Annotated in this window: 13 protein-coding genes and 1 pseudogene; 12 read left to right on the top strand and 2 right to left on the bottom strand. The window is 71.1% G+C overall.

The window, feature by feature from the left end; all coding sequences use genetic code 11:
* Positions 1-433 precede the first annotated feature (433 nt).
* From B1H55_RS01755 to B1H55_RS01735, 5 genes and pseudogenes are all read left to right on the top strand, one after another.
* Positions 434-1,497 (top strand): annotated as a pseudogene (locus tag B1H55_RS01755) (IS110 family transposase).
* 623 nt (positions 1,498-2,120) lie between these two features.
* Positions 2,121-3,506 (top strand): ABC transporter substrate-binding protein, encoded by a 1,386-nt coding sequence (locus B1H55_RS01750; protein WP_073452388.1) that lies wholly within the window; start codon positions 2,121-2,123, stop codon positions 3,504-3,506.
* 1 nt (position 3,507) lies between these two features.
* Positions 3,508-4,377 (top strand): carbohydrate ABC transporter permease, encoded by an 870-nt coding sequence (locus B1H55_RS01745; RefSeq protein ID WP_077239941.1) that lies wholly within the window; start codon positions 3,508-3,510, stop codon positions 4,375-4,377.
* A 12-nt stretch (positions 4,378-4,389) separates the two neighbouring features.
* On the top strand, positions 4,390-5,199 hold the full coding sequence (locus B1H55_RS01740; protein ID WP_073452384.1) for a carbohydrate ABC transporter permease: 810 nt from the start codon (positions 4,390-4,392) through the stop codon (positions 5,197-5,199).
* Between the two features lie 14 nt (positions 5,200-5,213).
* On the top strand, positions 5,214-6,425 hold the full coding sequence (locus B1H55_RS01735) for a glycoside hydrolase family 32 protein (RefSeq protein WP_077239942.1): 1,212 nt from the start codon (positions 5,214-5,216) through the stop codon (positions 6,423-6,425).
* Between the two features lie 46 nt (positions 6,426-6,471).
* On the opposite strand, the gene B1H55_RS01730 is transcribed toward B1H55_RS01735, so the two are convergent.
* Complete coding sequence (locus B1H55_RS01730) at positions 6,472-7,530, bottom strand: LacI family DNA-binding transcriptional regulator (RefSeq protein WP_073452381.1); 1,059 nt, start codon at positions 7,528-7,530, stop codon at positions 6,472-6,474.
* Positions 7,531-7,742: 212 nt separating this feature from the next.
* Here B1H55_RS01730 and B1H55_RS01720 point away from each other — a divergent pair, with 212 nt between their 5' ends.
* A complete protein-coding gene (locus B1H55_RS01720) occupies positions 7,743-9,029 on the top strand; it encodes a threonine/serine exporter family protein (RefSeq protein WP_077239944.1) in 1,287 nt (428 codons plus the stop codon).
* A 92-nt stretch (positions 9,030-9,121) separates the two neighbouring features.
* On the opposite strand, the gene B1H55_RS01715 is transcribed toward B1H55_RS01720, so the two are convergent.
* Positions 9,122-10,735 carry an aspartate:alanine exchanger family transporter gene (locus B1H55_RS01715; protein WP_096519603.1) on the bottom strand — a complete coding sequence of 538 codons (1,614 nt, stop codon included), beginning with the start codon at positions 10,733-10,735 and terminating at the stop codon, positions 9,122-9,124.
* A 327-nt stretch (positions 10,736-11,062) separates the two neighbouring features.
* Here B1H55_RS01715 and B1H55_RS01710 point away from each other — a divergent pair, with 327 nt between their 5' ends.
* The 6 genes from B1H55_RS01710 to B1H55_RS01685 all read left to right on the top strand — a co-directional run bounded on the left by B1H55_RS01710 (position 11,063) and on the right by B1H55_RS01685 (position 20,194).
* The gene (locus B1H55_RS01710) at positions 11,063-12,841 is read left to right on the top strand and encodes an acetolactate synthase large subunit (RefSeq protein ID WP_080461535.1); all 1,779 of its coding nucleotides are present in this window, start codon (positions 11,063-11,065) and stop codon (positions 12,839-12,841) included.
* Between the two features lie 5 nt (positions 12,842-12,846).
* Positions 12,847-13,395, top strand: a complete 549-nt coding sequence (gene ilvN / locus B1H55_RS01705) for an acetolactate synthase small subunit (protein WP_172575537.1) — start codon at positions 12,847-12,849, stop codon at positions 13,393-13,395.
* A 6-nt stretch (positions 13,396-13,401) separates the two neighbouring features.
* Positions 13,402-14,433, top strand: coding sequence for a ketol-acid reductoisomerase (gene ilvC / locus B1H55_RS01700; protein WP_077239946.1), 1,032 nt, complete (start codon positions 13,402-13,404; stop codon positions 14,431-14,433).
* A gap of 203 nt (positions 14,434-14,636) precedes the next feature.
* A complete protein-coding gene (locus B1H55_RS01695; RefSeq protein WP_073452373.1) occupies positions 14,637-15,698 on the top strand; it encodes a 3-isopropylmalate dehydrogenase in 1,062 nt (353 codons plus the stop codon).
* 100 nt (positions 15,699-15,798) lie between these two features.
* Positions 15,799-16,974: a branched-chain amino acid aminotransferase gene (locus B1H55_RS01690; protein WP_073452449.1), complete on the top strand. Its 1,176-nt coding sequence runs from the start codon at positions 15,799-15,801 to the stop codon at positions 16,972-16,974.
* Between the two features lie 37 nt (positions 16,975-17,011).
* The gene (locus tag B1H55_RS01685; protein WP_073452371.1) at positions 17,012-20,194 is read left to right on the top strand and encodes a bifunctional glycosyltransferase/CDP-glycerol:glycerophosphate glycerophosphotransferase; all 3,183 of its coding nucleotides are present in this window, start codon (positions 17,012-17,014) and stop codon (positions 20,192-20,194) included.
* Positions 20,195-20,253: the final 59 nt, after the last annotated feature.

Below are 20,253 nucleotides of genomic sequence, written 5' to 3'. Positions count from 1 at the left end.
CCCCCGAACCACGCGGATGACACCGCACCCCCCGGGGCGCCGCACCCCCATCCCTTGACAGTCCATCCCGACCCCCTGGGGGATACCGCCCCACCCCGGACGAACCGTCTCACCCCCGACAAACCGCCCCACCCCGGGCACTGCGCCCCCGAACCACACGGATCAGACCGCAACACCGGGCACCCCACCCCCCGTTACCTTGTTGGTGGTCGCCGGTGATGGGATGCCGGTGGCTGGGCCAGCGGTAGTCGGCGTGATGTCTTGCCCCTGTCTTGTCAATGATCCGGGGGGGGGCGAAAGTCACCGGCTACCGCAGGGCTGCTGCTCACCGCTGATCAGGGGAATGACCCGCTGAGGTCTTTCGCAGGCGTGGGTGCGGGATCAGTCAGCTCGAGGCTGGCCCCGCACCACTGCGAGATGAAGGACCACCGTGATGCACACCGACGACATTGACATGTTCATCGGTATCGATGTGGGCAAGTCCGACCACTGGACCACTGCCCTGGACCGGGCCGGCAGACGCATGTTCGACAAGGCCCTGCCCAACAACGAGGCCCGACTGCGCCACCTCTACGAGCGACTGCCCCAGCAGGGGCGGGTGCTGGTGGTCGTCGACCAGCCCGCTACCATCGGAGTACTGGCCGTCGCCGTCGCCCAGGACGCGGGGCTGGCTGTGGGCTACCTTCCGGGACTGTCCATGAGGCGCATCGCGGACCTGACACCCGGCAACGCCAAGACCGACGCGAAGGACGCGGCCGTGATCGCCAACGCGGCCCGCACGATGCCCCACACGCTCAGGTCCATCAGCACGTCGGATGAGGACGCGGCGGCCCTGTCGATGCTCACCGGGTCCGGGCCTGGACCTGGCCCGGCAGGACCAGCCAGACCGAGGGCCGGATCCGGGGCCCGTGTGCACCCAGACCCCGCCCCGCCCTGGAGAAAGTCCTAGGGCCCTGGCTCGAGCACGACGCCGTCCTTGAGGTCATCGCCGCCTGGCCCACCCCCGCCGCCCTGCGCAAGGCCGGGCGGGCCCGCGTGGACGCCACGCCCAAGGCCCACGGAGCCCGACACCACGCCACCTGGGCGGCTGCGATCATCGACGCCCTGGGAGCCCAATCCGTGGTGGTGGCAGGCACCGACGCCGTGTTCATCGCCGAGACCCTCAAACGCTCCTTCGACACCGGAGCCCACCTGGCCTCCCACATCCGGGCTCACCCCAGTGACCAGACGCTCGGGCACCTCGATCAGAGGCGAGTACGTCTCCCACGCCGGCAACAAGCGCCTCAAACGCGCCATGTTCGGCTCCGCCTTCGCCTTGCTGCGCTCCGACCCCGTCTCAAGGGCCTACTACGAGCGCAAGATCGCCCAGGGCAAAGCGCCTTGGGCCAAGCCGTCATCGCCCTGGCCCACCGCCGCATCCTCACCCTGCACGCCATGACCCGCGACGCCACCCTCCACGACCCACAACCAGCACCCAAACTGGCCACCGCCGCTTGACACACCACATAGGGGCACCCTGGGGGGGATACCGCCTCACCCCCGAGAAACCGTCTCATCCCGGACGAACCGTCTCATCCCGGCGCTGCGCCCTCGAACTGCGCGGATGAGACCGCATGTGCGGGGCGAGACGGTATATGCGGGCCGAGACCGCATCCCGCAAGCCCGCACCCCGCACCCCCGGGCCGGCCCCCGGGCACCGCGACTATCACCGCACCCCGCACCCCCACCCCTGACAATCCATCCCGGCCCCCCCTGGGGGATACCGCCTCACCCCCGAGAAACCGTCTCATCCCGGACGAACCGTCTCATCCCGGCGCTGCGCCCTCGAACTGCGCGGATCAGACGGCATGCGCGGGCCGAGACGGTATATGCGGGCCGAGACCGCATGTGCGGGGCGAGACGGTATATGCGGGATGAGACGGCGTGCACGGGGCGAGACGGCATGTGCGGGGCCGGATGGCCACACGCGTGTCGTGTCCTGCCATCTTGCGGGCCCAGGGCGCACGCCCCGCGCCGACACCAACCAACGACGGAGTCGCGCAACCATGTCCAGGCTTGACACCGCCTGTGGTGAGGGCAACAATGATCCTACCTAAATCGAATTAGGCAGGAGGTCAACGATGACTCAGCTCTCCCGACGCGGACTGCTGACAGGCGCCGTGGGGGTGGGCTCAGCGGCCCTCCTCGGCAGTCAGTGGTCGCGTCTGATCGGGACGGACATCCCGGGCCGCTACGACAACTCGCTGTCGATCGCGATCAATGGGACCAACCAGGACGCGGCCGCACGCAAGTCGCTCGTCGACGCGTTCACCGCCCAGCATCCCGATATCCCAGTCCGGCTCCAGGCGGTGCAGGGCGCCGACTGGGCGGACTTCTTCGCCAAGATCCTCACCATGGCGGCAGCCGGCACGCCGCCCGACGTGTGCGTCGTGGCGACCGAGGGCGCCCAGCTCTTCGCCGAGAGGCTCGCCGAGCCCCTCGACGCCTACATCACGCGCGACGCCGGAGAGGTCAAGAACTACTTCGATGACGTCCACCCGAGCCTCGTCGAGGCGTTCATGTACAAGGGCTCCCTCTACCAGATGCCCATCGACTTCAACGCCGCCAACATGTACCTCAACACCACAGCGATGGAGCGAGCGGGGGTGGCGTACCCCGACGCCAACTGGACGCATGATGACTTCCTGGCGATGGCGCGTCAGATGAAGAGCTCCTCGGACACGGGATTCATCCCGTTCTACTGGACCAACCGGCTGTGGGGAGGGGTGGTGCCCTGGCTCTACGCCAACGACACCAGCTTCCTCAAGGAGAAGAAGGCCGACGGCGGCCAGTGGCTCTGGCAGCAGTTCTACCCGGGCCAGGAGGACACCTACTCCGGTGGCTATCTCTGGGAGGCCTCCAACGCCTCCGACCCCCGTGTACTCGAGTCCTTCGAGTTTCTGCGCGCGGTCGTGGAGGAGGGCCTGGGCACCAGCCCCGCCCAGGGCGGCGGCAACGAGCTCGTCGGGCAGTTCTCGGGCGGCTCCATCGGAATGACACCGGCGGGCGGCTACTGGGTCCAGGGCCTGTCGGAGGCGGGACTCAAGCCGGAGGACTACGACGTCGCCTACTTCCCCAAGGGACGCTCCCAGCGCCACCAGTTCGGCGCAGCCGGTTACGCCATCCTCAAGACATCCAAGCGCAAGGACGAGGCCTGGGAGTGGGTGAAGTTCTGCACCTCCCTGGAGGGTATGAGCCTGGCCTTCACCAAGCCCGATACCACGCCCACCCGGCGGTCGATGTGCAACGAGGCCCTCTACGCGGGCAAGGGGCCCGCCCACTGGAAGATCTTCTACGACACCCTCGACCAGCATCCCTGCGCCCCCATTCCCGCGCCGCCGCAGCAGGCCGCTGTTGAGACAGCGCTCATCAAGAACGTCCTGGGTGCGGTGACCGGCTCGGCCGACGCCCTCCCCGGCGCCCTGGAGCGACTCGACGCCGACCTCACCCGAGCCCTGGAGGCATGACATGCAACGGAAAGTTCTCATCTGGTTGTTCCTCGCGCCCACGGTGATCGGGCTGGGCGTGTTCAGCTTCCTGCCGATCCTCGCCTCGGTCGGCCTCGCCTTCTTCTCATGGGATATCGTCACGCCCCCGAAGTTCGTCGGTCTGGACAACTTCACCAGCATTGCGGCCGACCCGACGATCCGAGTCTCCTTCCTCAACACCATCGGCTTCGTCGTCGTCGCCGTGACCCTGCAGCTCGCGGTCGCCCTGGGGTTGGCGGTCCTCGTCAATACGAGGATGCCCAGCATGGCCAGATCCTTCTTCCGCTCGGTGCTCTTCTTCCCCCTCATCCTGTCCGCGGCCTCGGTCTCCATCATCATGACCTACCTGTTCAATGAGAACTTCGGCCTGGTCAACCACCTGCTCTCCATGCTCGGCATCGGCAACGTCCCATGGCTGACCTCCACGAGCGGGGCGATGGTGGTCGTCGTCCTGGTCTACGTGTGGCAGAACTTCGGGTTCTCATTCCTGTTGTTCCTCGGAGGGCTCTCCTCCATCCCCAAGGAGGTCTACGAGGCGGCCCAGGTCGACGGCGCAACGGGCTGGAAGCAATTCTGGAGGATCACCTTCCCGCTGGTCAGCCCCACGACCCTGGTCGCCTCCGTCATGGCGATCATCTCCGCCCTGCAGATCTTCGACCAGCCCTACGTCCTCACGCGAGGAGGCCCGGGGGACTCCACCCGCACCGCGGTCATGGTGATCTACGAGTCGGCGTTCAAGCAGCTCCAGTTCGGCAGGGCCTCCGCGATCGGGATGATCCTGACGATCATCATCATGCTGGTGACAGCACTGCAGTTCCGCCTGTCCCGACGTTTCGTGTTCTACGGCTGAGGAGTCTGACCCATGAAGAAAGTCGTCACCTACGCAGTCCTCGGCCTCGCGAGCCTGATCACCCTCGCTCCAGTGATCTGGACGGTCCTGGCCTCGATGCGGCCGCCCGCAGAGTCACTATCCGCCGACAGCTCCATCATCCCCAGTACATTCGACCTCTCCTCCTACTCGGCGGTGTTCAAAAAGGTCGACATGTGGCTGCTCATCCTCAACTCGGTGCTCGTCACCGGCGCGATCGCCATCGGGCAGATGCTCTCGGCCGCGATGGCCGGGTACGTCTTCGCCCGGTTCGAGTTCCGGGGCAAGAAGATGCTGTTCGCCTTCATCCTCGCCACGATGATGGTGCCGATGCAGGTCACCATCGTGCCGGTGTTCATGCTCATCCGCGGCATGCACCTGGCCGACACCCTCATCGCCCTCATCCTGCCGGCCATCCCCACGGCATTCGGGACCTTCCTCATGCGCCAGTACTTCCTCGGACTGCCCGCGGAACTGGGGGAGGCGGCCGAGCTCGACGGCGCAGGGGCATGGCGCACCTTCAGATCCATCTACGCCCCTCTGGCGATGCCGGGAATGGCGATCGTGGGGATCCTGGCCTTCAACTTCCACTGGAATGAGTTCTTCCGCCCCCTGATCCTCGAGATCAGCGAGAAGAACTTCACCCTTCCGCTGGGACTGGTATCCCTCCAGGGCAATATGGGCACGGGGTCCGTGGCCACGGTCCTGGCGGGCGTCGTCATCTCGATGATCCCCGCGTTCCTCGTCTTCGCCTTCGGGCAGCGCACGCTGCGCGAGGGGCTGACGGCGGGATCGCACCGATAAGGAGGACCGGAACAATGGGCGCGCCCACCACGAGCTACCACCTGCGCCCCGCGAGGGGATGGCTCAACGACCCCAATGGCATCACCCGCGTCGACGGCGTCTGGCACGTGTTCTACCAGCACAATCCGCACGCCCCCGTCCACGGTCGGATCGCCTGGGGCCACGCCACCAGCAGGGATCTGGCCCACTGGGAGGAGGAGCCCATCGCCTTCTCGCCGACGCCCGGCGGGCCCGACTCCTTCGGCTGCTGGTCGGGGGTGTTCGTGCCCGGGCACGACCGGCCCGCCGTCGTGTACTCCGGAGTCGTGGACGCCTCGGCCCAGTCGACGATCTGCCTGCGCTGGGGGAGCCCCGACCTGCGCGACTGGGGGCCGCCGGTCGTCGTGGGGCGCACCCCGCGCTCCGATGGCATCGTCATCATGCGCGACCCCTACGTGCTCGAGTACCAGGGCCGTCGGCTGGCGGTGCTCGGGGCGGGCCTGGCCGACGGCGGCCCCGCCATCGCCCTGTTCGACCGCGAGCGCGAGACCGACTGGCGCTACATCGGACTGCTCGTCGACGACGATCCCGTGCTCAGGCGGATCGGGAGCGCCGACATATGGGAGTGCCCCCAGCTGTTCCCGCTCGGCGGGCGCTGGGTCCTGATCGTCTCCCTCCACCACCAGGGACGGCTCTGCGAGGTCGTCGCCGCCATCGGCGACCTCGCCCAGGAGGGCGGGCGACTCCGCTTCATCGCCGAGAGCGCCCACGTCCTCGACGACGGCGCCGACCTCTACGCCCCGCAGGTCGTGCTCGCGGACACCGCCCCGCTCCTCATCGGATGGGTGCGCCAGCCGGACCAGGACCCAGCGGTGCGCGACCATTCGGGCTGCCTCAGTCTTCCCCGCCGCCTGTCGCTGGTCGGCGGTGAGGTCCGCTCCAGGATCGACCTGGGCGCGGCCACCGCCCTCATCGGCGGAGCCGGCGCGCTGCCGGCCGGGCGGACCGTCCTCGCCGATCGGCGATGGGCGATCGACGTCCTCGGGGACGGCGCGCGGCTGAACCATCCCACCCTGGGGGCGCTCGACCTGTCCCCGGGAGACCAGGTCTGGGTCGATGGTGCGGTGCTGGAGCTCTACCGCTACTCGGGGATCCCCGCGACATGGCGCCATGATGAGCCATGGGAGCTGCACTGCGCCACCGATAGGACGGCCAGGGCCTCGGATGTCATCCCGCGAGTCCCCTGAGGACCGCGCGCAGGCACTGGGGGCGCCGCGCGCCCGACGGCGACCGTCATGACCGGGGCGGCGCCGTCGAGCCGCGGACCACGACAGGGCACTCCAGGACGCGGTGGGGCGGATCGGGCGCCTCCCCCCGGGCCGCCTCCAAGGCCATCACGACCGCGGTGGAGCCCATGAGGGCATGGGGGAGGGCGACAGTGGTCAGCGGCGGGACAAGGCTCTCCGCCAGCGCCTCCTGATCATCGAATCCGATGATCGACAGATCGTCGGGGACCGAGATCCCGAGGCGCGCGGCCGCCAGCAGCGCCCCGGCCGCGACGCGGTCGCAGGCGGCGAAGAGCGCCGTCGGCCGCTCCGACTCCGGGGGGCCGAGCGCCTCCACCGCGGCGGCGTAACCGTCGTCGATCGTCCACCCCCTGCCGACGAGCCGGGCATCGACCCCACTCCTGTCGGCCGCGGCCCGGAACGCCCTCCAGCGGATGGGGCCCGAGACGTTCCCGATGTCGACCTGCCGGGCGCCGGGGGAGAAGTGCCCTCCCAGCATCGCCACGCGCCGATGTCCCAGGCCCGCCAGGTGCTCGAGGGCGGCGGTGGCCCCACCGGCGTCGTCGGGGCTGACCGAGGGCCTGCTGGGGCGGCGCGTGACGCAGTTGGCGAGCACGAGCGGGATGCGTGACGCCGGGGGCTCGGCGAGCTCGGTGAAGCCCATCGTCGCGTAGATGATGGCGTCGACCTGACGGTTCTCCAGGGCCTCGATCGCCTCCGCGGCCCGATCCATGCGACCGCCGAGGTCCATCATGATCAGGGCGTCGCCGGCGGAGTTGGCCTCCTCCGTCGCCGCCGCGAGGAGCCTGCCCCCGAAGGGCGAGGAGGCGAACGCGTCCGTGACCAGCCCGATCGAACTGGTCGAGCTCCTCCGCAGGCTCCGCGCGACATGGTTGGGGCGGTAGCCGAGCTCCTGCGCCGCCCGCAGGATGCGCTCACGCGTCGCGGGCGAGATATTGCCCTCGTCCCGGCCATTGAGCACGAAGGAGACGGCGGTCGTCGACACCCCCGCGGCGGCCGCCACATCCGCGGCGCGAACGCGTGACTGCCGCTGACTGCCTGACATGCCCCATATGCCACCAGGGCCCCATCGCGATGTCAATCCACCGGGCCCGCGCCCGCGCCGCCCCGGGAGGCGACGTGCTCAGCGCCACGCGACTCTCTGGGCCTTCGGGCCCTGCCCGGGCCGGCGGTGTCGGGCAGCATAACGGCGTGAATGAGACGCCCCCTCCTACCGATCCTCATGGCCTCCGATCCGGCCTCGACGCCGACCGACTGATGCAGCAGTCCGAGGTGGTCCTCCACCTGGGCAAGCTCATGCTCGCCGCCGGAGCCGGCTCCTACCGGGTGAAGTCGGCGATGGCCAGGGCCGCGTCCGCCGTCGGCATCGACCGCCACCAGGCCACCGTCACCATGACGGAGCTCGTCACCTCCTCCTACGAGGGCGAGCGCTTCCGCACGGAGGCCGCCGAGGTGCGCCGCGTCGGCGTCAACGTCGACCGGCTCGAGGCGCTGCGCCGCATCGTCCACGACTTGCGCGCGCACGAGCGCGTCGAGGTCCTCGAGGCCAAGCTCGCCGAGGTCGAGTCGATGCGCGGGCTCTACGGCCCCCTCACCAACGCCCTGGCCTCCGGCATCGCCTGCGCCGGGTTCTGCTTCCTCAACAAGGGCGGATGGGCCGAGTGCCTCGCGGTGCTCTTCGCCGCCGCGCTCGGCCAGGCGGCGCGCCGGGCCATGCTCGTGCGCCACATGCAGCACTTCTACACGTGGCTCGTCAGCGGGGTCATCGCCTCGACCCTCTACATGGTGGTCATCGCCGGGCTCGGCGCCGCGGGGCTCATCTCGCCCGGGCACCAGGGCGGGATCATCTCCGCGATCCTCTTCCTCATCCCCGGCTTCCCCATGGTCACCGCCATGCTCGACCTGGTCCGACAGGACTTCTCCTCGGCCGTGTCCCGCATGTCCTACGTCGTCATGGTCATGATGGCGGCAGGCGTCGCCGTATGGACCGTCACCTCCATCGCCGACTGGGATGTCACCGGCACCGCCGCGTCCGCGCCCGACGGCCCGGTCCTCTACGCCCTCCGGCTCCTGTGCTCCTTCATCGCCGCCTACGGCTTCGCCGTCCTGTTCAACGCCCGGGCCCGCGCCTGCCTCATCTCCGCGGTCATCGGGGCCGTGGCGAACACGGGCAGGCTCGTCCTCATCGACGTCTACCACGTCCCGTGGCAGATGTCCGTCGGCCTGGCCGCGGTCGTCATCGGCCTGCTCGCCCAGGCCTTCGTCTCACGGGCCTCCCTGTCCCGTGTGGCGCTGTCCGTGCCGGCGGTCGTCATCATGATCCCCGGCGTCCCCTTCTACCGCGCGATCTCCGCGCTCAACGACCACACGGTCGACACGCGGGTGGCCGTCGGCCAGGCGGCCGCCAGCATCGCGGAGGTGCTCTTCGTCATCACGGCCATCGGCGTGGGCCTCGCCCTGGCCCGCATCATGACCGACCGCAACTGGCGCCACGACATGCCCACCTCCGGCATGATCGAGCTGCCCGAGCCCGAGGGCGACTGAGAGCGGCCCGCGCCGGTAAGAGGCACCGATGAGGAGGGGCCCGGGCCCACCATGGTGGGCCCGGGCCCCTCGTCGTGCCCGCGGGCCGTGCCTCACAGGCCGCCGAGGATCTGCGCGATGAGGATCTTCACGATCATGGCCACGGGGTAGACCATCGCGTAGCCCAGGGCCACCCGGGGGTCGGCCCCGGTGCGCTCGTTGGCGAAGGCCAGCACCGCCGGCTGGGTCTGCGCCCCGCCGATGAGCCCGGACAGGCGCGTCCCGCCCATCCTCACGATCCAGCGCATCGAGGCGTACAGGCCCATGCCGACGATCGTTGTGATGACGAAGCCGGTGAGCAGGATCTTCCACCAGTCGCCACCGGTGAAGGCGTCGGCGATCTGGCCGCCCGCCTTCGTGCCCGCCTGGGCGAGGAAGACCAGGAGCCCGAACTCCGCGAGCACGGCCGTGGCGGTGAAGGGGATCGCGGTCACGAAGCTCTTGATGCGCCCGATCCGGCCGAACACGAGCCCGACGAGGAGCGTGCCGGCCGCCGAGCCGATGGAGAACGTGGCGCCGGTGGGGGTGAGGATCTCCCACTCGCCGATGACGATGCCCAGGGCCATGCCCAGCCCGAGCGCGATGGGGTTGATCGAGGACAGGCCCCGCGCGGAGTCCCCGAAGAACTTCGACACCTCGGCCATCCGCCCGGTCGGGGCGACGACGCGCACGCGGTCCCCCTGCTGGAGGACGAGGTCCGGGGTGCCGACCATGTCGACGTCGCCGCGCCGCACGCGCGAGATCGTCGCGCCGAAGCGGTGGTCGATGTCGAGATCGGCGAGGGTGCGGCCGGCGAGCTTCGGATCCGAGACGGTGATGCGCCGGAAGTCGAGGTACTTGCGGTCCTCGATGAGGGAGTGCGACGAGCCGTGGCCCAGCTCCTTGATGACCTGGTTGACGGCGTCCTGAGTGCCGACGACGGTCACCAGGTCGTCCTTGAAGACGCGGTCCTCGCCCGAGGGGCGGGTGATCGGCCCGGTCTCGCCGCGCCGCAGGCGCGAGAACTTGAGCTCCCCGGAGATCCTGGCGGCGATGTCGGCGATCACCGGGCCGTCGGAGCGCTCCACGCGGATCGTGCGGTTGGCCAGGGGCGAGGGCTTGTCACGGTCCGAACTGCGGTAGCGCAGGGCCAGGAGGCTGAAGAACAGCATCCCGATGACGCCGTACAGGTAGGAGACGGCGTAGCCGACCGTGGCGATCGCGGCGCCGTCGGAATTGCCCGAGAGCGCGGCGGCGTTGCCCGCGGCGGCCAGCGCCGGCGTGTTGGTGAGCGCCCCGGCGAAGGTGCCGGCGATCTGGGCCGAGTCCATGCCCAGGGCGTGGCCCAGGCCCAGGCCGGCGCCCGCGGCCACGAGGAAGAAGAGCAGCATGAGCGCCAGGGGCCCCGCCGCGGTGCGCAGCACGTGGAAGAAGTTGGGACCCGATTGGATGCCGATGGCGAAGGTGAAGATCGCCAGGCCGAGAACCCCCAGCGGGGCGGGGATCGCGATCTCGACCTGCTGGGAGATCCCCCAGGCCGCCAGGGCGATGCCCGCGAAGAGGACGGCGGCCGCGCCCAGGCTGACCCCCCGCACCTTGATATGGCCGACGAGCATGCCCAGCCCGATGAGCAGGAACAGCACGAGAACAGGGTTATCGTGCAGATGGGTGAGTAGTCCTTGGGTCACGATGATCGTAGCCTTCCGGTCCTGCCCGGCCTCGGCGCGCAGGGTCGTCATTGAGAAGCGGTCATGTGCAGGGACTGCGATGCCCCCGCCCGCCGGTGGCGCCCGGCGGATGCCCTGACATTCTCTCATCAACGGGACCATGTCTGATGACGGACCAAAGGCACGGCGCGCCCGGGATGGGGCCTGACAGGGCCGTATGGACTATTCCCCGATCCGTGATTCCACGATGTGGGATGATCGATCTCTGATATGACTCGTCTCGTGGAGTGCCATACGGTGGTCCCAGCCGGCGCCGCGCCGGGAGGACCGATCGATTGGAGGGCGATGATGGCGCGCCAGGACACCCCGAACGCGGCCGTCCCCGAGGTGATGACGGGAGCGGAGGCCCTCGTGCGCTCTCTGGAGGAGCTCGGGGTCACCGACATCTTCGGCATGCCGGGCGGCGCGATCCTCCCCTTCTACGACCCACTGCTGGCCAGCTCCAGGATCCGCCACATCCTCGTGCGCCATGAGCAGGGCGCCGGGCACGCGGCGGAGGGCTACGCCCTGGCCACCGGGAGACCGGGCGTGTGCGTGGCCACCTCCGGCCCCGGGGCGACCAACCTCATCACCCCCATCGGTGACGCGCATATGGACTCCGTGCCCATGGTCGCGATCACGGGGCAGGTGGGCGCGGGCTCCATCGGGACCGACGCCTTCCAGGAAGCGGACGTGATCGGCTCGACGATGCCCTTCGTCAAGCACTCCTTCCTGGTGTCCGATCCCGCGGAGATCCCCGAGCGCATCGCCGAGGCCTTCCACCTGGCCTCCACGGGGCGTCCGGGCCCCGTCGTCGTCGACGTCACCAAGGACGCCCAGGTGGGCACCGCCGAGTTCCACTGGCCGCCCCGGCTGGGCCTGCCCGGTTACACCCTGCCCGGGCGCCCCAACCAGCGGCGCATCGAGCAGGCCGCCGAGGTCCTCGCCCACGCCCAGCGCCCCGTCCTCTACCTCGGCGGAGGATTGGCCCGCGCGGGCATCGCCACCGAGGCCCTCACCGAGCTCATCGACACCCTCGGCGCCCCCTTCGTCACCACTCTCACCGCGTTGGACATCATGCCCACCGATCACCCCCTCCACCTGGGGATGCCGGGCATGCACGGCACCGTGCCCGCCGTCGGAGCCCTCCAGAGGGCGGACGTCGTCGTCAGCCTCGGCGCGCGCTTCGACGACCGCGTCACGGGCAGGCCCGACACCTTCGCCCGGCGCGCCGCCGTCATCCACGTCGACATCGACCCCGCCGAGATCTCCAAGATCCGCACCGCGGACGTGCCCATCGTCGGCGACCTCGTCGACGTCGTGCCCGCGCTCACCGCGGCGATCGCCGCGCAGGGCGAGGAGCGCGTGAGCCTGGAGCCCTGGGTGGCCGAGGTCGGCGACGTCCGCCGCCGCTACCCCATCGCCTGGACCGACACCGACGACGGCATCCTCCAGCCCCAGGAGGTCATCACCCACCTGGCCGCCGGCGCCCCCGAGGACACGATCTGGGCCACCGGCGTCGGGCAGCACCAGATGTGGGCCGCGCACTTCCTGGGCTTCAACCAGCCGCGCTCCTGGCTCACCTCGGCGGGGGCCGGCACCATGGGGTACGGCGTGCCCGCCGCCATGGGCGCCAAGGTCGGCCGGCCCGACCGGCCCGTGTGGCTCATCGACGGCGACGGCTGCTTCCAGATGACCAACCAGGAGCTCGCCACCTGCACCCTCAACGAGATCCCGATCAAGGTCGCGATCATCAACAACTCCTCCCTGGGCATGGTGCGCCAGTGGCAGACCCTCTTCTACGGGCAGCGCTACTCCAACACGGACCTGCACACCGGCGCCGGAACCCGGCGCATCCCCGACTTCGTGGCCCTGGCGCAGGCCTACGGCGCCGTGGGCCTGCGCTGCGAGCGCCTGGAGGACCTCGACGCGGTCATCGAGAAGGCCAACGCCATCAACGACCGCCCCGTCGTCGTCGACTTCATCTGCTCGGCCGACGCCCAGGTGTGGCCGATGGTCGCCGCGGGCGTGTCCAATGACGAGATCCAGCACGCCCTGGGCATGAGCCCGGCGTGGGAGGAGGAGTGAGCCCCATGAGCGCAGCCAGTACTGCGGGCGCGGCGAGCGCCGCGAGCACGATGCACACCCTGTCCGTGCTGGTCGAGGACACCCCGGGCGTCCTGACCCGTGTGTCCGCGCTGTTCACCCGTCGCGGCTTCAACATCCACTCCCTGGCCGTGGGCCCCACCGACACCGACGGCGTCTCGCGCATCACCGTGATCGCCGACGCCGAGGGCCGGGCCATGGAGCAGGTGACCAAGCAGCTCAACAAGCTCGTCAACGTCCTCAAGATCGTCGAGCTCGATCCCGCCACCTCGGTGGAGCGCGAGCTCTACCTCATCAAGGTCCACGCCGACGATGCCAACCGCACCGCCGTCCTGCAGATCGTCGACCTGTTCCGCGCGCATGTCGTCGATGTCTCCCCGAGCTCCGTGGTCATCGAGACCGTCGGCTCGGAGTCGAAGGTCCGGGCGCTGCTGACCTCCCTGGAGCCCTACGGGGTCAAGGAGATCGTGCAGTCCGGGGCCGTCGCCATCACACGCGGTCCAAGATCCATCACCGATCAACTCAAGGAGAAGTGACCCACCATGGCAGCAGAGAAGTTCTACGACGACGACGCGGACCTGTCCATCATCGCCTCCAAGAAGGTGGCCGTCATCGGCTACGGCTCCCAGGGCCACGCCCACGCCCTCAGCCTGCGCGACTCCGGGGTCGAGGTCGTCGTGGGTCTGCGCGAGGGCTCGAAGTCCGTCGTCAAGGCCGAGGAGGCGGGGCTCGCCGTCAAGCCGATCGCCGAGGCCGTCGCCTGGGCGGACGTCGTCGTGGTCCTCGCCCCCGACCAGGTCCAGGCCACCCTGTACTCCCAGGAGATCGAGCCGAACATCAAGCCCGGCTCCGCCCTCCTGTTCTCCCACGGCTTCAACATCCACTACGGCTACATCAAGCCCGGCGCGGATATCGACGTCATCATGGTCGCCCCCAAGGGCCCTGGCCACACGGTGCGCCGCGAGTTCGAGGCCGGCCGCGGAGTGCCCGTGCTCGTGTGCGTCGAGCAGGACGCCACCGGCGGGGCCTGGCCGCTCGTGCTGTCCTACGCCAAGGCCATCGGCGGCACTCGCGCCGGCGCCATCAGGACCACCTTCCGCGAGGAGACCGAGACCGACCTCTTCGGCGAGCAGACCGTCCTGTGCGGCGGCATCTCCAAGCTCATCGAGTACGGCTTCGAGACGCTCGTCGAGGCCGGCTACCAGCCCGAGATGGCCTACTTCGAGGTCTGCCACGAGATGAAGCTCATCGTGGACCTCATCAACGAGGGCGGCATCTCCAAGCAGCGCTGGTCCTGCTCCGACACCGCCGAGTACGGCGACTACGTCTCCGGCCCGCGCGTCATCACCCCGGACGTCAAGGAGCACATGAAGGAGGTCCTCGGCGATATCCAGAACGGCTCCTTCGCCAAGCGCTTCATGGATGACCAGGCCGCCGGCGCCCCGGAGTTCAAGAGGCTGCGGGCCGAGGGCGAGGCCCACCCGATCGAGGCCACCGGCCGCGAGGTGCGCTCCATGTTCGCCTGGCGCGCCGAGGTCGACTCCGACTACACCGAGGGCTCCGTCGCCCGCTGACCCGCCCATCCTCGCGAGACCGGTCGATAACGTCATCGAGACCGGTCGAAGTGGCGATCGAGACCGGTTCCACGCCGAGGCCCGCGGGGCCCGCCGAGATCATCGGCGGGCCCCGCAGCGCATTCCCGGCGCGCTCAGCCCCCGCGAGGCCGCAATATGAGATGCGCGCGGAGCTGGAACGAGACAGACCATAGGGTCCGACCATGACGCAGACCATCAGGCTCGCAGTGATCCCCGGCGACGGCATCGGCAAGGAGGTCGTCCCCGAGGGCCTCAAGGTCCTCGACGCCGCCCTGGCGGGCACCGGCACGACCATCGAGCGCACCGACTTCGACCTCGGCGCCGAGCGGTGGCACACCACCGGCGACACCCTCACCGACGAGGACCTCGCCGCCATCAAGGAGCACGACGCCATCCTCCTGGGCGCCGTCGGCGACCCCTCCGTGCCCTCCGGCGTCCTGGAGCGCGGTCTCCTGCTGCGCCTGCGCTTCGAGCTCGACCACTACGTCAATCTGCGCCCCGCCAGGCATTACCCGGGCGTGCCCACACCGCTGGCCGAGCCCGGGGACATCGACTTCGTCGTCGTGCGCGAGGGCACCGAGGGCCTCTACTGCGGCAACGGCGGTGCCGTGCGCGTGGGAACCCCCCACGAGATCGCCACCGAGGTCAGCGTCAACACCGCTTTCGGCGTCGAGCGCCTCGTGCGCTACGCCTTCGAGCAGGCCAACGCCCGCCGCCAGCACCTCACCCTGGTCCACAAGCACAACGTCCTCGTCCACGCGGGCCACCTGTGGCGGCGCACCGTCGAGGCCGTCGGCGCCGAGTACCCCGGCGTGAGCGTCGACTACTGCCACGTCGACGCCGCCACCATCTACATGGTCACCGACCCCTCCCGCTTCGACGTCATCGTCACCGACAACCTCTTCGGCGACATCCTCACCGACGAGGCCGGGGCCATCACCGGCGGCATCGGCCTGGCCGCCTCCGGCAACATCAACCCCGACCGCGCCCTCCCCTCCATGTTCGAGCCCGTCCACGGCTCCGCGCCCGACATCGCGGGCCAGGGCATCGCCGACCCCACCGCCACGATCCTGGCCGTCGCCCTCCTGCTGGAGCACATCGGCGAGCCCGATGCCGCCGCCCGGGTGAGCGCCGCCGTCGACGCCGACATGGCCGCCCGGGCGCGGGCCAACGAGGACGGCGGCCCACTCGCCCGCTCGACCAGCGAGATCGGGGACGCGATCGTCGCGGCGCTGCGGGCCTGAGCCTCTCGGTGCCGCGCCTACGGCCTCTGCGCGGCACCTCGAGCGAGACGGCATATGAGATCCCCTGTCCGGTCAATGAGAACCGACGTAGGGTGTGGCCATGCCTGAGACCACCGCTGCGACACCCTCCTCCCCGATCGACCTCCCCACCACCCCGCTGGCCCGCGCAGCGGAGGTCCCCGTCCCCGCCGCGGATGAGCTCGCCGGCCGCTTCGCGCTCACGCCCAACCCCGCCCCCGCCGACGAGGCGGAGCGGGCGGAGAGACTCGCCAACCCCGGGTTCGGCTCCAGCTTCACCGACCACATGGCTCACGCCCGCTGGATCGCCGGGCAGGGCTGGACCGGTCACGGCATCATCCCCTTCGGCGAGATCAGCCTCTCCCCGGCGGCGGCCGTCCTCCACTACAGCCAGGAGGTCTTCGAGGGCATCAAGGCCTACCGCCACGCCGACGGCTCCGTGTGGACCTTCCGCCCCCGGTACAACGCGGCCCGCATGGCTGCCTCCGCCCGCCGCCTGGCCATGCCCGAGCTGCCCGAGGAGGATTTCATCGCCTCTCTGGTCGATCTCGTGCGCGCCGATGCCGCCTGGGTCCCCACCGGCGATGGCGAGTCCCTCTACCTGCGGCCCTTCGCCTTCGCCTCCGAGCCCTTCCTCGGGGTTCACCCCGCCCGCGTCATCGACTACTACGCCATCGCCTCGCCGTCGGGCGCCTACTTCACGGGCGGGCTGACACCCATCAGCATCTGGGTCTCCAGCGACTACCACCGCGCGGGCCGCGGCGGCACGGGCGCCGCCAAGACCGGTGGTAACTACGCGGGCTCCCTCCTGCCCCAGCAGATCGCGGCCGAGCAGGGCTGCGACCAGGTCTGCTTCCTCGACGACGTCACCCAGACGAACATCGAGGAGCTCGGCGGCATGAACCTCATGGTCGTTGACGCCGATGGCACCGTGCGCACGCCCCGCCTGACCGGCACGATCCTCGAGGGATCCACCCGCTCGGCGATCCTGCGCCTCCTGTCGGACGCCGGGCGCGCGGTCGTGGAGGACACGATCAGCCTGGCCGGCCTGCTCGACTCCATCCGCTCCGGCGCCGTCACCGAGGTCTTCGCCTGCGGGACCGCGGCCGTCGTCGTGCCGCTCGGGCGACTCAAGGGCGAGGACTTCGACGTCGAGCTCTCCGGTCACGAGGTGACCAGCGAGATCCACGAGCGCCTCACCGCCATCCAGAACGGCACGGCGCCCGACCCCTACGGCTGGATGTACCGGCTCGTCTGAGCCGCGTCCGGCCCGTGAACCCGGCCCGCCCCTGATCGTGCCCGGTCCAGCGATCATCCGGCGCCTCCTCCGGCGGTGGAGGCACCCCGCGCTCAGCTTCATCCTGGTCCCCCCGGGGGGACCGGAGGCGGCCCGGGCCGCGATCCGCTCCTGCCTCAATCAGTCCCTGCGCGAGATCGAGGTCATCGTCGCCGCGGGCGGGATCGCCGACGGCGCCGCCCCGGCCGGGTCCGTGCGCGAGACCGCCGAGGCGCTCGCCTCCCGGGACTCCCGCGTCCGCGTCGTCGACGGCGGCGCCCGGGCGGCCCTGGAGGCCGCCCGCTCCCGCTGGGCCCTTCTCATGGGCGGTGAGGATCGGATCGAGCATGACGGGCCCGCCGCCCTCATCGACTCCCTGAGACGGTCGGGCTCCGACCTCGCCGTCGGGGGGAGCCGAGTGCTCGACGGCGACTGGACGGCCGAGCCCCCGGGCCCCGCGGGCCGCGGTCTGCGCCTCGATGATGCCCTTGGCCTCCTGGACGCCCCGGTGCCCGGCCGCCTCGTGGCCCGAACGAGCGCCTGGCGGCGCCTGGCCGACGACGCTCTGGTCGACCCCCGGGAACGCGCCGGCGCCGCCCTCGGTCTGCTCCTGGCGGCGCGGCGCATCGACGTCGTCGATGTTCTCGTCGACTCCCGCGCCGCGACGGAGCCGCTCAGCCGGGACCGTCGGCTGGAGGCCCTGGCCCGCACGGCGGACCGCCTGCCGACACTGCTCGACGGCGCCCCCGGACCCGTGCGCGACCGCGTCCTCGGGGCGCTCCTGAGGGACGGGCTCCTGCCTCTCGCCCTCTGCGCGCCGACGGCGGGGGACGGGTGGATCCGATCCCTTCGCGCCCTGGCCTCCCGGCTCATCCCCGGCGCGGCCGACCCGGCCTGGGCGATGCTGCCCCTCCTCGACCGGGCACTGCTGTGGACGCTCGCCCGCGGCCCCCTCGACGAGCTCTGGGAGGTCCTGGGCTCGCGCGCTGAGGACACCGCCTGCCTTCCCCTCATCCCCGACGCCCGTGCCCTAACCGGCCTGGCGGCCGACGCCCCCGTCCTGGGCCGCCTCACCGGCCTGCCCGCGGAGCTGCTCGCCATCCGGCCCATCGACCTGCGCGTGGAGGCCCGTGCCACGAGCCTCGCGTGGCGCGACGCGGGCACCCTCGTCATCGAGGGCTGGGCGCGCGTGCCCGGTCTCGATCCAGCGCTGGCCGGGGCGCCCCGGATCGAGTTGGTCGGCGGGCGGGCCGGCGCGGGAGGCGCCGATGACGGCGAGGGCGGGAGGACCGCCTCGAGCGCCGTCGAGATCGAGACGCGCTGCGCCCCCGAGGCCGATGAGGAGGCCCAGGACCCCTGGCGCGGCTACAGTGCCGCCGGCTTCCGTGCCGCACTGGCCCTGGGCGAGCCGCCCGAGGTCGGAGCGCTGCTGCGCGTCTCGCTGAGCGCGGGCGCCGAGGAGATCTCGACCCGCCTGGCGGCCCCGGTCTGGATGAGCGGCTCCTCGCGCTCGGGCCGTAGCGCCGCCTGGCGCGATGCGGACGGCCTGCTGCGCGTGGGGCCCGGCAGGGCCGCGCCCGCCGCGCGCCCACCGGGGGAGAGCGACGGGATCGCCCGGATCGCCCGCGCCTGGATCGAGGGGGAGCGCGTCTGGATGGAGGGGCCCGGCGGCGACTGGGTGGAGGAGTCCTCGGCCCGCCTGCTCCTCGCATCCTCCCGGGGGCCGGTGGCGGCCACCATGAGCCCCGCGCCCGCGCCGGGCAGGGGAGGTCCCGTGCCGGAGGGCGACGACGGCGCCGCCCCGGCGTGGCGCGCATGGATCCCGCTCGACGACCCGGGGATCCCCCTGGGAGCCTCCTGGCTCCGATGGGCGCTGCCCGACGGGGCGGGCGCGGACTGCGCCCCCGCGGCCGGGCTCGCCCCCGCGCTCGAACTGGCCGGCCACGCCCGCGGCGCGAGGCTCGGGATCGAGTCCGGGCGCGTCTCGCTGAGCCTGCTGGCGCCCCTGGCGCCCGAGGAGCGGACGCGGCGCGGCCGGCGCTTGCTCATCGAGAAGGACTTCGGGCCGCTGGTCGACGGCGTCCTGCTGGAGTCCTTCCAGGGCCGCAGCGGCGGGGACAGCCCCGGCGCCATCGCCGCCGACCTGGCGCGCCGGGGGACGGGCGCCCCGCTCTGGTTCTCCGTCGTCGATGGGACGGTGCCCGTGCCCCGTGGCACCGCGCCGCTCATCCGCGGCAGCGAGGAGTGGTTCCGCGCGCTGCGCACGGCCCGGGTCATCATCACCAACGACTGCCTCCCGATCTGGTGGGAGAAGCGCCCCGGCCAGCGGGTCCTGCAGACCTGGCACGGGACGCCGATCAAGCGCCTCGGCCACGACGCCGCCCCCGGGGCGACCAGCCTCACCTACCTGCGCATGATCACCGCCCAGGCCCCCCAGTGGGACCTGCTGCTCGCCCAATCGGCCGCCGCCGAGGAGCGCCTGCGCTCGGCCCTGGGCTACACGGGAACCACCTGGGTGGGGGAGTACCCCCGCAACGCGCCCCTGGTCGCCGATGAGCGCGCCCGGGCGGAGACCCGGGGTCGGACCCGCGCCGAGCTGGGGATCGCGGGCGATGTGCCGGTGATCCTCCTGGCCCCCACGTGGCGCGAGGACCTGCGCGAGGGGGCGTCCCCGATGAGCCGCGTCGTCGACGCCGCGCGAATCGCGCGGGAGACGGGCGCCGTCGTCCTGGCGCGCGGCCACCGCATGAACCTCCTCACCCTCGGCGAGGCGGACGGCGCGCACGGGGCCACCGGCGGACCCGGTGAGACCGGCGTCCCCCCCGGCGTCCTCGATGTCAGCGGCCACCCGAGCGCCGAGTCCCTCATGCTCGCGGCGGACGTCCTGGTGACCGACTACTCCAGCATCATCATGGACTTCGCGCTCACGGGCCGACCGGCGATCGCGCATGTGCCCGACCTGGAGGACTACCGGCGCCGCCGGGGCCTGTACGGCCAGTGGCCCGACGATGCCCCCTGGCCCGTCACCCGCGACGACGCCGGGCTCGTCGCCGAGCTGCGCCGGGTCCTGCCCGCGCGTCCCGGGCCCGGCGGTGAGCGGGCCACGGCCCCGCCCCCGCAGCGGTGCGGCCCCGATCCCGTCGAGCGGACTCTGGAGCGCCTGCGCGCCTGGGTGGCGCAGCCCTTGGGGCATCTGCCCTGATGACACACCAGCCGGTCTCGCGGGCTGGTGGAAAACCGCCCTGTGTGATGCCATAGCCC

It is taken from the genome of Actinomyces denticolens (assembly GCF_002072185.1).
GTDB classification, from domain to species: Bacteria; Actinomycetota; Actinomycetes; order Actinomycetales; family Actinomycetaceae; genus Actinomyces; species Actinomyces denticolens.
This window is presented reverse-complemented; position numbering and strand designations above follow the sequence as displayed.

Coding starts and splice junctions, on each gene's coding strand:
- B1H55_RS01740 (WP_073452384.1), top strand. CDS start 4,390: ATGAAGAAAGTCGTCACCTACGCAGTCCTCGGCCTCGCGAGCCTGATC.
- B1H55_RS01745 (WP_077239941.1), top strand. CDS start 3,508: ATGCAACGGAAAGTTCTCATCTGGTTGTTCCTCGCGCCCACGGTGATC.
- B1H55_RS01735 (WP_077239942.1), top strand. CDS start 5,214: ATGGGCGCGCCCACCACGAGCTACCACCTGCGCCCCGCGAGGGGATGG.
- B1H55_RS01720 (WP_077239944.1), top strand. CDS start 7,743: ATGCAGCAGTCCGAGGTGGTCCTCCACCTGGGCAAGCTCATGCTCGCC.
- ilvN (WP_172575537.1), top strand. CDS start 12,847: ATGAGCGCAGCCAGTACTGCGGGCGCGGCGAGCGCCGCGAGCACGATG.
- B1H55_RS01730 (WP_073452381.1), bottom strand. CDS start 7,530: ATGTCAGGCAGTCAGCGGCAGTCACGCGTTCGCGCCGCGGATGTGGCG.
- B1H55_RS01695 (WP_073452373.1), top strand. CDS start 14,637: ATGACGCAGACCATCAGGCTCGCAGTGATCCCCGGCGACGGCATCGGC.
- B1H55_RS01710 (WP_080461535.1), top strand. CDS start 11,063: ATGGCGCGCCAGGACACCCCGAACGCGGCCGTCCCCGAGGTGATGACG.
- ilvC (WP_077239946.1), top strand. CDS start 13,402: ATGGCAGCAGAGAAGTTCTACGACGACGACGCGGACCTGTCCATCATC.
- B1H55_RS01690 (WP_073452449.1), top strand. CDS start 15,799: ATGCCTGAGACCACCGCTGCGACACCCTCCTCCCCGATCGACCTCCCC.
- B1H55_RS01750 (WP_073452388.1), top strand. CDS start 2,121: ATGACTCAGCTCTCCCGACGCGGACTGCTGACAGGCGCCGTGGGGGTG.